This is a genomic window from Ktedonobacterales bacterium, assembly GCA_036557285.1.
Lineage (GTDB): Bacteria > Chloroflexota > Ktedonobacteria > Ktedonobacterales > DATBGS01 > DATBHW01.
Genome location: DATBHW010000054.1, coordinates 16,866 through 30,125 on the forward strand (window position 1 = coordinate 16,866; position 13,260 = coordinate 30,125).

At 61.6% G+C, this 13,260-nt stretch carries 13 protein-coding genes; 5 read left to right on the forward strand and 8 right to left on the reverse strand.

Features of this window, described 5'->3' with window-relative positions; genetic code table 11:
- Positions 1-196: 196 nt before the first annotated feature.
- Positions 197-1,654 carry a hypothetical protein gene (locus tag VH599_15865; GenBank protein ID HEY7349793.1) on the forward strand — a complete coding sequence of 486 codons (1,458 nt, stop codon included), beginning with the start codon at positions 197-199 and terminating at the stop codon, positions 1,652-1,654.
- 98 nt (positions 1,655-1,752) lie between these two features.
- On the opposite strand, the gene VH599_15870 is transcribed toward VH599_15865, so the two are convergent.
- Both VH599_15870 and VH599_15875 read right to left on the reverse strand, forming a co-directional pair.
- On the reverse strand, positions 1,753-2,430 hold the full coding sequence (locus VH599_15870) for a transaldolase family protein (protein ID HEY7349794.1): 678 nt from the start codon (positions 2,428-2,430) through the stop codon (positions 1,753-1,755).
- A 103-nt stretch (positions 2,431-2,533) separates the two neighbouring features.
- Positions 2,534-3,148, reverse strand: coding sequence for a TetR/AcrR family transcriptional regulator (locus VH599_15875; GenBank protein HEY7349795.1), 615 nt, complete (start codon positions 3,146-3,148; stop codon positions 2,534-2,536).
- A gap of 278 nt (positions 3,149-3,426) precedes the next feature.
- Here VH599_15875 and rpoN point away from each other — a divergent pair, with 278 nt between their 5' ends.
- Both rpoN and VH599_15885 read left to right on the forward strand, forming a co-directional pair.
- The gene (rpoN, locus tag VH599_15880) at positions 3,427-4,908 is read left to right on the forward strand and encodes an RNA polymerase factor sigma-54 (GenBank protein HEY7349796.1); all 1,482 of its coding nucleotides are present in this window, start codon (positions 3,427-3,429) and stop codon (positions 4,906-4,908) included.
- A 56-nt stretch (positions 4,909-4,964) separates the two neighbouring features.
- Positions 4,965-6,272: a hypothetical protein gene (locus tag VH599_15885; GenBank protein ID HEY7349797.1), complete on the forward strand. Its 1,308-nt coding sequence runs from the start codon at positions 4,965-4,967 to the stop codon at positions 6,270-6,272.
- Positions 6,273-6,358: 86 nt separating this feature from the next.
- Here VH599_15885 and VH599_15890 read toward each other — a convergent pair whose 3' ends face one another.
- Both VH599_15890 and VH599_15895 read right to left on the reverse strand, forming a co-directional pair.
- Positions 6,359-6,577, reverse strand: coding sequence for a hypothetical protein (locus VH599_15890; GenBank protein HEY7349798.1), 219 nt, complete (start codon positions 6,575-6,577; stop codon positions 6,359-6,361).
- Positions 6,578-6,697: 120 nt separating this feature from the next.
- Positions 6,698-6,952: a hypothetical protein gene (locus VH599_15895; protein ID HEY7349799.1), complete on the reverse strand. Its 255-nt coding sequence runs from the start codon at positions 6,950-6,952 to the stop codon at positions 6,698-6,700.
- A 126-nt stretch (positions 6,953-7,078) separates the two neighbouring features.
- Here VH599_15895 and VH599_15900 point away from each other — a divergent pair, with 126 nt between their 5' ends.
- Complete coding sequence (locus tag VH599_15900) at positions 7,079-7,804, forward strand: lysophospholipid acyltransferase family protein (GenBank protein ID HEY7349800.1); 726 nt, start codon at positions 7,079-7,081, stop codon at positions 7,802-7,804.
- Positions 7,805-7,869: 65 nt separating this feature from the next.
- Here VH599_15900 and VH599_15905 read toward each other — a convergent pair whose 3' ends face one another.
- Positions 7,870-8,250, reverse strand: coding sequence for a hypothetical protein (locus VH599_15905; GenBank protein HEY7349801.1), 381 nt, complete (start codon positions 8,248-8,250; stop codon positions 7,870-7,872).
- Between the two features lie 438 nt (positions 8,251-8,688).
- Positions 8,689-10,200 (reverse strand): PQQ-binding-like beta-propeller repeat protein, encoded by a 1,512-nt coding sequence (locus VH599_15910; protein HEY7349802.1) that lies wholly within the window; start codon positions 10,198-10,200, stop codon positions 8,689-8,691.
- Positions 10,201-10,419: 219 nt separating this feature from the next.
- Between VH599_15910 and VH599_15915 the strand changes: the two genes are divergently transcribed.
- Positions 10,420-10,794: a hypothetical protein gene (locus VH599_15915; protein ID HEY7349803.1), complete on the forward strand. Its 375-nt coding sequence runs from the start codon at positions 10,420-10,422 to the stop codon at positions 10,792-10,794.
- Between the two features lie 152 nt (positions 10,795-10,946).
- On the opposite strand, the gene VH599_15920 is transcribed toward VH599_15915, so the two are convergent.
- Both VH599_15920 and VH599_15925 read right to left on the reverse strand, forming a co-directional pair.
- Entirely contained in the window at positions 10,947-12,296 is a 1,350-nt protein-coding gene (locus VH599_15920; protein HEY7349804.1) for an Nramp family divalent metal transporter, read from the reverse strand.
- Positions 12,289-13,236, reverse strand: coding sequence for a zinc-binding dehydrogenase (locus VH599_15925; GenBank protein ID HEY7349805.1), 948 nt, complete (start codon positions 13,234-13,236; stop codon positions 12,289-12,291). Before VH599_15925 ends, VH599_15920 begins: the two co-directional genes overlap by 8 nt.
- Between the last annotated feature and the right edge of the window lie 24 nt (positions 13,237-13,260).

Consider the following 13,260-nt stretch of genomic DNA (forward strand, 5'->3'; position numbering starts at 1 on the left):
CAGCCCTCCCCTGAGAGAAAGGTTGAATTGCTACCCCGTATCTACCACGCCGCGCCTGCGTGGGCCGACGCGCCTAACATCAAAAATAGAGTCGCAAAATATATGCCATCTGTCCTCTACAAATAGACAGCTATGATATACTCGACAGGGAACAAAAGCCTTATCGCTATTCCAGCACAAGCAAGAGGCGCTGAAGATGAAATGCAGCAGTTGTACAACCGAGCTTTGGGGGCGACCCGCTGTCTGCCCGGTTTGTGGCACGCCAACCGGGCTAAACAAGCGATCAAACAGGCAAACTCCTCCACCCTGGAGTACCGCAAGTCCCGGGAGTACTGCGCCAGCAGCCCCATCGCCGTCGCAATCGCAGCCATTCTTCAACGCCGCAGATCTGCTTGATCCAGACGCGCTGAACGCTGTGCCTCAAGCGACAGGCGCTGCCGACATTTTCACAACCGGGCCATTAGAAGATCGCGCGCCTGAACCTGAGACGCCCCAGGGGATGTTAAACGCCGCCGATCTCTTCGATCCAGCGGTGCTGGCCGAACTTTCCGGGCCAGTCGAAGAGGGGAGAAGCTTTCAGAGCAACGGGAGCGCGCCAGCGCAAGAGGAGTATCCATCCTTCCTGGTGGAGCCAGGGGCTGCGCGCCAGGACGACGAGGCCAATCACCCCCAGCCGCCATCTCGGCAGCCGCCATCTCGGCCAGCGAAAGGGCAGATAGCGCCGCCGCTCTTCACCCTGACAGCACTGCCAGAGGCCCCTCCGCAGCAGCCCGCGCCCCCCGTGTCGCCCCCGCCTTCTTTCTCGCCCAGGGTTCAAGCAGCCGCTGCCAGCCCGCCATCCGCACCAGACGAGAGAGGGTGGAGACAGCAGCGCGGTTATCGTACCGCTTCCGGTCCGCTGCCTGGCGACGGGGCGCGCGGCAGGTCAGGCACAATAACGCCGCCAGGGCCGTCGGCTGGTCCATTCGAGATGCCCCCACCGCCTGGCGCCAGAGTCAGCCCGCAGCGCAGAGGCCGCCGCCACTTCTTCAGAACCTTTAGCGGGGTGCTGACCTTGCTGCTGGCGCTTGCCATCATTGGCAGCGCGCTCCTCTTCGGCGCTACACGCTACTTTCAGCTTGAGTCTCTGCTGCCTAAACCGGCGAAAACAACGGTAGCCCCCCTGCCCACGGTGGCGCCCAAACCAGGCTATACGATCTATGCCAATAAGGCGCTGGGCTTCAGCCTGCAATATACGGATAGCTGGCAAAAACAATCCGACAAGGATACCAGAGACCCCGAATACCAGAGCGATCTCTTCACGGCAGGTCGTTATACCGGGCTTGAGGTTGGTTCTTCACCCCGGTACGCGAATATGAGTCCCGGCCAGATTGATGATTATATTCTGGCAAATCCCTTTCCTCTCGATGGCGAAGTCGCCAACGTCCAGGTGTTTGTGCCGGTCTCGCCAACCATCCGTATCGCTAACCAGGACTGGACCACAGAAGACGCCGACATCACGCTGACCAATGGCGTCAGCATCCGCGTGGCATGTCTCGCCATTATACACAACGGGCGCGGCTACGCCATCTTCTACTTTGCCAGTCAGGGCGTGTTTAGCACCACCTATAACCATTACTTCCAGCCAATGCTGCTCAGCTTCCGCTTCCCCTAAGAGCGCCTCACACAACCTCCGCACGAGCAGGGGCGGGGGTGTAGCGCCGTCCTTCCAGGCGGCAGGGGTGGGGCCAACCGTCGGTGGTGTGAGGCATTCTAACGGCTGGCGAGAAGCTGGCTGAACCTCTCCCAGTCTTGTTGAAATTGGGCGACAGCGGCATCGGTCAGCGGGTCGTCCAGCAGGGCGTCAAGCACCTCCGGCGTGACAGTCAGATCATGCGCGCCAGCCAGTAAAGACTCGGCGGCATCGGTGGGATTCTTGATGCTCGCCGCCAGCACGCGCGTGTGGGGCGCCTGAGCATTGAGCAGCTTTGCCATTGCCTCGATGCGCTCGCAGGCGTCCTGGCCGGAGCGGCGCAAGCGTCCAAAATAGGGGATCACGTACTGCGCGCCCGCCATCGCGCCGCAATACGCCTGGGTCACGGTGAAAACGCAGGTAAAGGAGAAGCGCGCCCCGGCGCTTCGTAAAGCGCGCGCCACCTGCATCCCAACGGAAGTCAGCGGCAGCTTCGCCACCACGCGCTCCGGCGCGACCTCAATATACTCCTCTGCCATGCGCTGCATGGCACTCACCGTCTCGCCAACTGGCTGCATAAAAATAGCGCCTGGGCAGACCTTCAGCAGCGCCTGGAGTACCTGCCTGGCGCTCATCTGCTGCCCACGCTGCGAGGCAGCCAGCAGAATGCTGGGGTTGGTCGTCGCTCCGGCAAGCGTCAGTTTACTACAAACCCGTTCTACATCGGGCAGAAACGCGCTGTCCACATACAGCCCCATACCAGTACCCTCCTCTCAGGGAAATATCCTCGCTGTGAACGTCTTCATTCAGTCGAAATAGGTGTGCTCAGCATACCATGCTCAGAAAAGAAAGGGCGAGCTTTTAACCGCCAGTCACCTTTCCTCCCCCAAGCCCGTGTATCAGGAGATGCGCGATAGTTGGCGTCAGTCCGGCCAGATGGTACTCGTTATAGCCAAGCACTCGCGCGGCAAGAACGAAGGACTCAGTTGCCGAGAAAAGCCACAAAGCACAGGCTTCCAGGCGAGCTTGATCCAAATGGCGATAGGGTGGCTGCTGCGCCAGCACCTTCCCCAACAAGGCAACATACTCTTGCAGCAGTTTCACCGCCTCCGCTTGAAACGCCCGGTTGACTCCATAGAGGGCGCTCATGTAGACGTGAAAGCCATGAGAGTCCTCCATTGCCAGGCGAACAAAGGCAGAAACCAGCGCCTCTAGCTGCTGCTGAAAGCTGCCGCCTCCCAGCGCCGCGCGAACAACAGTTAGCTGGCGCTGGGCAATAGTGCGCAGCACTGCGAGAAAAAGTTCTTGCTTGCTGTTGAAGTAGAGATAGATGGTCCCTTTCCCCAGGCCGGCTCGTTCGGCAATGGTGTTGATATTCGCCTGCTCAAAGCCAACCTGAGCAAACTCGCTCGCCGCCACGTACAATAAGCGGTCATGAGTCGCCTGGCGTGTTTGCGGGTCTGTACTGCGTGGCACTGTCTTCCTCCTGGTCTACCCTTCCGCCGCTCTGCTGCTCTACCGGAGCGCAGGGCTGGTGAAGGAGGTGGACGATAATGCAGGGCCTCTGCCACGAGTGTACCACAGTGGTGACGCCTCGCGCAGTGTCCTGCCCCTTGAAAAAACGGCTATAACAAGGTATACTAATTATATTATGACTGACCGCCCACCCACAAATAAGCGCGAGGATGGGCCAAACAGTCGCAGCATGTCCCAGGCCAGTCGGAACGATTACTCTCCCCAAAGGAGGCGTCCTGATGCCGCTTCATATGGAACAACTGGCTGTCTCCGCGCAGGAGCAACAGCCATCACAATGGTTGGTTATGGCGACCCAGATACTCGCCGCCTCCTCCCTTGATCTTGCGTCGCTTATTCACCAGGAGGCGGCGGAAAACCCGGCGCTTGAACTAGAGGAGCGCCCTCTCTGTCTGACCTGTGGGCGGGCGCTCACAGGGAGTTATTGCTCGGAGTGCTGGTCTCGTGGACAGGCTCCAACAGCGCAGGTGGGTGGCGTGACCCCGCGTGATGAGATGACCCCCTGGGCCGGCCCTAACTCCGCTGCGGGAAACACAGATGATGCTTTTGACGCGCCTATGTACGTGCAGACCCCGGTTTCACTGGCCGATGTGCTGACCCTTACCCTTCAGGCTGAATTGCCCGCTGAGGATACCCCCATTATTGAGTATCTGGTGGGCAATCTGGATGAACACGGCTACCTGCGCAGCACTGTCGCGGAGGCCGCGCACCTGCTAGATGTTTCGCTGGAACGGGTCGAGCAGGTGCTGGCACGCCTGCAAGCCCTTGACCCGCCAGGGATCGGCGCTCGGAACGTTCGTGAATGTCTCCTTTTGCAGCTACGGGCGCTCGAAGCCGAGGGTCAGCCGCAGCCCGTCGCTTTCGCTATCGTCGAACGTTTCCTCAGCGAGCTTGGTCGGGGCGAGTACACGCAGATCGCGCAGCAGCTTGGGTTGACCCGCAAGCAGGTAGAGCAGGCTCGCGCCTTTATCCAGCGTCAGCTCACGCCCTTCCCAGCGCAAAGCTATCTGGAAGGTCAGGCAGGTCAAGCGCCTGAAGAGATCGGGGCAGTCATCCCCGATGTCATTATTCGCCGCTGCGCTGAGGGAGAGACGCCGGGCTATGAGGTAGAGGTCGTGGAGGAGCAGCGGTTTTCTGTCAGGGTGGACCCGGCCTATGTCCAGGCGTACCGGGAACTGCGGGGGCAGCGCACCGGATCAGCGGAGGAACAAGCGCAGCTTCGCCAGGCCGTGGCGCGCGCCCGGTTCTTCCTGTCGAGTCTGAGGCAACGCTGGCAGACGCTTGCCAAGATCACGTGGGGCCTCATCGAGCATCAGGCAGCTTTTCTTGAGCAGGGCGTCGGCGCTTTGCTCCCCCTCACCCGCGCCGACCTGGCGACAACGCTGGGGGTTCACCCCTCAACGGTCAGCCGGGCCACAGCCGATAAATACGTCTTGCTGCCCAACGCCGAGGTCATTCCCTTTGCCACGTTCTTTACAGCGAGCTTGCCCATCAAGGCGGCGCTTCAGGAGATGCTTGAGCAATCCTCCCGTCCGCTGAGTGATCGGCGTCTATCCGAACTGCTCGCCGCGCAGGGCATCCAGGTGGCGCGGCGCACCGTTGCGAAGTATCGAGCCGAGCTTCGGCAGCCGCCCGCTTTCCGCCGCGCTGCCCAGATGAATGCAGGCGCTTCATCGCAGCCAGTATCAAGGAGACGCGCATAACATCGCGCGCGGTGTAGCACCGCGCGCTTCCCATCTTTATTGTCGAGGAGGCCACCATGTCTGGTATTCGACCTCAGCAACCTGGCGCCACTCTTCTGGGCAGTGCCCAGGCATCTCCCGCAAAAAGAGCCGCTGCCCCCAATTCATTCCGCAAGGCCCTGGGGTTCCCTGGCCTGTTGTGGATCATCACTGGCCTGCTTATCTGCGGCGCGTTCTTCCTGCCCTGGTTCACCTCCGGCCTGTTGTGCCATGATCCCGTCTGTAACGCTCTGGTGGCGAAAGATAAGCACTTCATCAGCCACTATGCCGCCTCACCAACGGGCTTTTCCATTGCCAGCGGCACATTCGTGTTGACGACTACCGCGCCTTCCGGGGTGATCCACGAAGGGTTCTCTTTTCTGCTGCTCTGGGTGATTTTCCTGGGAGGGCTGCTGTTGATTGGGCTGCCGCTGCTTCTGGCGCTGAGTAAAATGGACGCCGCCCGAACACGCGTCTTTCTGCTGGTACTTGGCCTGCTTCTGCTGGCTGTTGAGGTGGGCTACGCCATGAGCGCCGCCCAGGCGCTGCCACAAACGAAGGCTGGCCTGGCGGCGCTGCTGAATGGCCTGGCGCTCAGTTCCAAACGCCAGGCGGTGTTTGCCTTTACCACCAGCCCGGCAGCAGGTTTCTGGCTGGCGCTGGCGGCAACATTGGTCGCCATCGGGGCCAGCGGCTACGCCCTTTTTGCCTCGGCATTTGGTCGCCGCTTCGACGTATTCCTCTTCTGGAGGAATCTGGGGCTGGCGGGGCAGGTGATGCTGCTAGCCGGGCTGGCGCTGGTCGTCGTCTTCTTCCTGCCCTGGTTCTCCACGCCCGACCCTGCTGCTGGCCCTGGCGGTGGTTATCTGGTGTCGGCCAAGAAACAGGTGAGTGTGATCTCGCAGACCGTCTCCGGGTGGAACACGGCTGCCAACGGCCTCCAGACGCCCTATTTTGGAGGCGGCTCTTGTACCTCCTGCCTGACACCTCATGTCAGCATCTTCCTCTCGCTGTGGCTGGTCCTGCTGGCGGCGCTGTGTCTGGTTGGGATTGCCTGGATGCTGGGCCGAGGACTCCTCTGGCGGCGCATGGCGGCCATCCTGGCCTGTGTCATCTGTCTGGTGGCGCTGGCGTTGGAGGCGTTTTTCCTGCTGGAAGTGCAATCGCTGCAAACCTATGATGAGCAAATCTTTCGGGCGGCGGGCCAGCAGCTAACGGTTACAGCGTACAGTGTGGTCTGGGGCTTCTGGGCGGCACTGGCGATCACCGGGCTAGCCCTGCTGGTGAGCGGCTTCCTTCTGCTGCAACGGCATAAGTCTGTTACCGGCAAACTGGTGGGACCATAATGCGCTCTCTCTGCTGATAGCCCGGCAGGTCCGGCAACGGAGGATGTTGCCGGACCTGCCGGGCTATTATTTCTCCTGGCGCTGGCTTAAGCGTCGCTCTTCGTTTTGGGCGACACGAGCGCGCCAACGATCCAGCCTACAATGCCCACCCCCACCATCGTCCCCAGCGTCACCCAGATCGCCACAGAGAGCGATGCTGAGCTGCTTACCAGCGCGCCCACGATCAATCCGGCCATCAGGCCAACGGAGACACCCAGCGCGCAGCCAAGATGCGTGAGATTACGACCCTTGAAATACTGAACCATCAGGTTCTCAATCCTTGTCCGGCCATGAAGATCGGCTACCAAACGAAGCCCTGTGAACAAGCCTCGCCAACACTATACCGCTCAGGGTACTCAGCGTCAAGACAGATGCGCTATCAGGTTCTAGCAAAAATGAGGTGGTGGCAAGCGAGGCATGGTACTTGTAGCGCCGCCTTCCAGGCGGCCAACGCTGCGCCCTGGCGAGCGTTCGCCCTCCAGGCCACCGCCACTTGTAGCGCCGCCTTCCAGGCGGCCACCGCTGCGCCAGGGCCAGCGTTCGCCCTCCAGGCCACGGCGCCAACAGGCCAGCGTTGCGCCGCCAAGAGGGACGCGCGAGCGACCAACGGGAGCGAGAATGCCGAGGCATAGCCGAGGCAAGCGGCCCTTCCCGAAGGGGGCGGCGCTACAAGTGGCAACCCCGATAGGTGGTGGAACTGCGCTATCAGCCGCATGATACAATAGAGGGGGAGAGCGCCCGATGTTTGGGGAGGAACGCAGCGAGACATGTACCAGTTTTTGATTCGCCTGAGCAGGCTGCTTGTTTTTATCACCATGAATCGGCGCGTCAGCGGCCAGGACAACACTCCCCGCGAGGGCGGGCTGTTGATCGTCTCGAATCATCTGGGGCTGCTTGACCCGCTCGCCATCAGCACAGAACTCCCCCGACGCCTCTATATCCTCGCCAAAGCCGAGATGTTTTCCTGGCCGGTGGTTGGCTGGCTGGCGCGCAAAGCCGACGGTATTCCGGTGCGGCGGGGACAATCAGACCGCGAGGCTATCAGGCGCGTGCTGGAGCATCTTGAGGCAGGGCACGCCGTCCTGCTTTTCCCCGAAGGCACCTACCCCAAAGCCGATGAGCCACGCGGCATGCTCAAGGCACAGGCAGGCGCGGCATTGCTGGCGCAGCGCAGCGGGGCAACCATCCTGCCCATCGGCATCAGCGGCCTGGAGATGGTCTGGGCTGTTCGCAGCATGCCCTGGGGTTGGTTTCGGCGCTGGCCGGTTGAGGTGCGCGTGGGCGAACCCTATCGCCCCAGCGTACCCGCAGGCGTCAGCCAGAAGCAGGCTCTGGCGCTGATCTCCCAGGAGATGATGCAGCGCATTGCCGCTTTACTGCCAGAAACATATCAAGGGTACTATCGGGAAACGGCCCCAGCCACAGAGGAGCCGCTTGCCCTGGCAGAAACTGCCACGAGCGCCATTGCCGAAGCAGAGCGTTTGGAAAGCTGATTGAAGAGGAGCGTTTTACTTGCAGCGCCGCCTGGAAAGCGGCGCTGTAAGTATACGCTGTTCCCCTACTTGCGCCCGCGCGCCTCATCGAGCAGCTTATCAGGTTTCGGACTCACGAAGCCCACGCCCGTAATGACCTCAATGTCTCCCATGACCTGCACCTGGCAGGCCAGGCGGGTACCCCGATGCTTCTGGCGCAGAGGACCGAAGGGAGGAATATTCTCGTTCAGCTTCTCCTGCCAGGTCGGCGGATTCACGGCATTGGCTGGCGATACAATCACCTCATCGGTGCCACAGAGGCCATTGCCGTGACACTGGATGAAGTTCGACATGCCCATAAACTTCTTGTAGAGCGGAATATCGTTGTCCAGCGCGGCATAACGCAGGCTTTCGCCAACCTCTACCTGGACCTTCTTGCCCTCACGCACAAAATTGATTGTCGGCACAACTCGCTCCTTGAAAAACAGTATCAGAGAAAAATGGTATCAGACGGCCAGACGCCCCTCTTTGCGAAGGATCGGTTCGGCCAGGGCCATTACCCTGCTTCTATGATAGCGCAGCGACACCGCGCGCGCCAGTGCTGTGGCTGCAAGTGTAGCACACCTGGCCGCGCCGGTCAACGCCAGGAGCGCCGTGGTTCCACCAAAAATGAGGTGTTAGCAAGCGAGACCCGTTACTTGTAGCGCCGCCTTCCAGGCGGCTCAACGCTGGCCTGCTGGTCCGGTGGCCTGGCGGGCGCACGTTCGCCCTGGCGCAGCGTTAGCCGCCTGGAAGGCGGCGCTACAAGTGGCGTCCCCCCAATAGTTGGTGGAACCAGCGCCGTCGGCTCCACCAGCTATCGGGGGACGCCACTTGCAGCGCCGTCCCAAACACCTGATCTGCTGTCAGAGGCTATAGGCCGTCATCTGGCCCTCCTCGTCAGGGCAATAGACGCGCCCATCAACAACGATGGGCGTTTCCCAGTGAATGCCCGCGATGCTGCCCCCGGCGCTCGGCTGCGCGCTGCTCCAAAGTTGATGGCCTGTATGGGGATCAAGCGCCAGCAGCGCCTGGCCGGTTGCCACGAAAAGGACGCCTCCAGCCAGAATCGGTGAGGTGGCCTCCACACCCAGATACCAGGCTTTTTGCAGTTTCGTGACGCCCTGGGGCGAGGTGACGACCCGAAAAGCATCCATGTGGCACAGCGTAGCGACAAAGAGCCAGATGCTGCCGCTGGCGTCCTGCCAGGCCAGCGGCTGGGCCAGCGTGGGGCAGAGGTCTGGCAGTTCAACGGTCTGTATTTCGCCGCCTATATGGGTGGGGCCACCCTGCCCGCTCAGGTTCTGCCGGTTGATGACGCGCAGCAGCCCTTCTTTGCCAGCCTGCACAGCCAGGTAGGGCGTGTGACTTTGCGGAATTGTTGGCAGCATCACCGGGGCGGTGCTGCCCAGATCACGATTCTGGAAGGCTTCGCTCGCGTAATTCTCCGGGGTATACGAATCAAGCACCCTGGCTCCATCGGGCGTCATCTCGATCACACTGTCGCCCCAATTGCTGCCCCCTTTGTTGGCGGTGAAGAAGCCATCGCTGATGGTGAAGAAGATATGGCCGGTAACGGGGTCTTGAACAACGGCTGGCCTGGCCCAGATGCCTCCACCGTTATAAGGACACTCATTGAGCGCCATCACATGCGTGTGATCGTTGCAAAGGCTGTTGAAGACGTGGGTAGCGCCATTCTTGACGTTAATGGCGACCATATGGCCCTGGTAGGGCGGCGCATCCCCTGAAAAGCTGGCGGTCGTCACGTAGAGATAGCCGTTGATGAGATTGAGCGGGGAAGAGACTTTCTCGCTGAGAGGCATCTTTGTCACCAGCACCGGCCAGATACTTCCTTGTAGTTCTTTGCCGGTGGTAAGCTGGAAGCGATGCACATACCCATCCAGCCCATAGCTGTAGATCAGATTATTGGCCGGGTCAGCCGCTGGCGTCGCTTTCGTATACTTGGCGCCCTCGCCGCTCCTGGGGGTCACGGCCCAAAACGTCTTGCCAGTGTCGGCATTGAGGGCTATCAGCGTACCTTTGTCAGTTGTCACATAGAGAACATCGTGCTTTTGCCCGTTCGGCATGGTCAAATTACGAACCAGAATAGGCCGCTCGTCCGCCAGATCAGGGAGCTGCACATGCCAGGCGCGGCGCAGATGGCTCACTGTTGCCGCCGTAATCGCCTTCTCGCTGGTATTGATGCTTTCATGCGCGGGATCACCTCCGAAGGTGAGCCAGGCGCCCCCTTCCTCCTGCTGTATGGCAGAAGCGCCACCCGTCGTCGCGTTCGATTTCGGAGGGGGCTGCGCGGCTTGCTGGTTACAGGCGGCTGACGCCAGCCCCAAAGCCAGCAGCAGCGCCCGCAGCGCCAGCACGGAGATGCCGCCATGTCTTTGGCGAGCGCCTCGTTGGGCAAGCGTCCTCGTGTCATATCCGTTTCTTGAGAAGAACCTCTCTGCCATTGTTCTCTCTAGCTCCCAACTGAAATCTTCATGATTCATATGGCTCGTGTGTATGCGCTCTTAAGAAAACCATGTCGCCCTGGCGGTTCGCCCGATCTGGGCTGGCAAGCCGTCAAAAGACCGTCCGAAAGCGTGTGCAATCTTTATACCGAGCGCGGCTGTCTGCGTGTAGCGCCGCCGTCCCTGCTCTCTGCCCGACACTTTTCTCAGAACCGCAGCAGAAGCGCCCCGCGCCAGACTCCTCCCCGCCCGTGCCAGCACGGAGGCGCAGCCGCGCGAGCGACCAACGGGAGCGAGAGTGCCGAGGCATGGCCGAGGCAAGCGGCTGCGGGCGAAGCCTGGCGGTACACGCAGGCAGCCTCGGCGTGTACCGCCGCCGTCCCTGGCGGCGAAACGGTTCGCAGGGTTGAGCGCCCGCGCTTTAGGGTGACGTGTGCGCTGGCGCAGCGGTGGCCGCCGGGAAGGGACGCGCGAGCGACCAACGGGAGCGAGCATGCCGAGGCATAGCCGAGGCAAGCGGCAGAGACGCGCGAGCGAGGCACAGCCGAGCGAGAATGGCCGCGCCCAGCGCGGTCAAGCGGCTCTGGCGAAGCCCTTCCCGAAGGGAGGCGGCGCTGCCAGTGGCCGCAAGCATGCAAGGAGATGGGGTATGAGGGGGGCTATCCGCCTGGATGCACACCAAAGAGCGGCAAAAACTGGGTGAGCAGATACATGGCTGTCAGCCCGATGAGGATCATGGTCGTGGCCCAGGCAATCGCATTATAGACGCGCCCGTTGGTCTGTCGCCCCATGAGCCGCCGATTATTGACCAGGCGCAAAATAAAGATGAGCAGGACCGGCATGAGAATGGCGTTAAGGACTTGCAGGTTCACCAGCACCGAAATAATGGGCAGGCCAGGGATCAGCGCAATCAATGCCCCAAAGACGATCAGGCCGGTGAAGAGCGATTGAAAGACCGGCGCTTCCCTGAAGCTGCGCGAGACGCCGCGCTCGAAGCCAAACGCCTCGCAGATGGCATAGGAGGTAGAGAGCGGCAAGACCGCCGCCGCCAGCATCGAGGCTCCAAACAAACCAATGGCAAACAGTAATTCCGCGTAGTTCCCCGCGACAGGCGCGAGCGCGCGGGCAGCGGTGGCGGCATCGGGAATGGAGGTCTGACCAGTCACAAAGAGCGTCGCGCCCGTCGTGACGATGATAAAGAAGACGGTCACAATGGCAAAGACCGAGCCGCTGGAGACATCCACCACCACATAGGGATACTCTTTCATCTGAGTCCCCTTATCAACTACCGCTGATTGCGTATACACCGGCATATAGGGAGAGATAGTCGTGCCAACCGTCGCCACAAACGTCGCAATATAGGGGCCGCTGAGCAGAAACGAGGGTACAACCGTCTGGTGGAAGACCTGCCCCCAGTCCGGCTTCGCCAGGAAGGCCGCCGGAATATAACTCAAGAAGACCAGCGCCATCGCCAGGAAAATCTTTTCCACGCGCCGATAGCTGCCCTTCATCACCAGCCACCAGAGAACGAAGGCGACCAGCGGAATCACCAGATAGACGAGCCAGGTACCGTCACCGGCCAGCACCTGAACGCTGGCGCGGATACCTAGAAACTCGGTGACGACGATGCCACCGTTGGCGATCAGCAGGCAGAGCATGGCAAAGGCCGTCCAGCGAACGCCAAACTCCTCTCGAATCAGGTCGGCCAGCCCCTTTTGTGTCACCGCGCCCATGCGCGCGCACATCTCCTGAATGATGATCAGACCGATCAGCAGGGGGATAAGCGTCCAGAGCAGCCCATAGCCATAAGCAGCCCCACCGCTGGCATAGGTTGCCACGCCGCCCGCGTCGTTGCCAGCCGCCGCTGAGATCAGCCCAGGGCCAAGCACTGCCAGCAGCAAGAGCAGGCGGTTGGGCCGCCGACGCCGCCAGCGCAGCCTCTGCATTGGCCCTGCCTTGCCGGGCTGCGCGTGCAGTTTTGGTTCTGCAATTGTTTGTTCCTCAGGCATCAACGTGCAAGACCGCTTTCCCAGGGTAGCGCCGATCCATAAGCTGCCGGGCCACCTCAGCCACGTTCGTCCAGGGCGCTTCGATCTCGATGCGCGGATGCAGCCGCCCATCGGCAATCAGGCGCACCAGGCGGGCAAGACCCTGGGATGCTGGCTGGCGCTTGACTTCATCGAAGATGATAAACCCATAAAGGCTCGCGCCGCCTGCTCGGAAGAAGGCGCCAGCTTGAAAGGTGGTCTCGACCCCTGCCGATACGCCAAACAGCACGCACGTTCCCTGCGGCGCGAGCAAGCCCAGCGCCGCTCCCAGCGAAGCCCCGCCAACGGATTCCAGAATCAGGTGATAGGGGCCGAGGGCTTTCGCCGGGGCCAGGTCTTCCCCGATGACCACCTCTTGCGCGCCCGCCTCGCGCACCGCCGCCTCATAGCTGGCCTGGCGAAACGCGCCAACCACCCGCGCGCCAGAAAGCCGCGCAAGCTCGATGGCGAAGAGGCCGACACCGCCAGAAGCGCCGGTAATAAGGACGGGGCGCTCGATTAACCCGCCGCCCTTCTCCAGCGCGTAGAGCGCCGTCAGGCCCGCGATGGGCAGAGTGGCCGCTTGCGCGAACGAGACGTTTTCCGGCAGTTCGGCCAGCGCGTTCGTCGGCACAGGGGCCAGTTCGGCCCACGCGCCAGAACTCAGGAACCCGACTACCCGCGCGCCCGCGCGCGGCCCTGAGCCATCCTCGGCGGCCCGCTCGATAGTCCCCGCGAGATCCCAGCCAGGGCGCAGGGTCGTCGGATTACTCATCGCGCTGCGCACTTCACCGCGATTCAGCGAAGTGGCCCGCACGCGCACCAGCGCCTCGCTGGGGAGCGGAGCGCGCGCCTGCGCCCCGCGTATTACCAGGCGCTCAGGTGTGGTCGGATCAACCACAATCGCGCGAATGGTTTCCATGCTGTTCTCCTCTCTGGTTTCTCT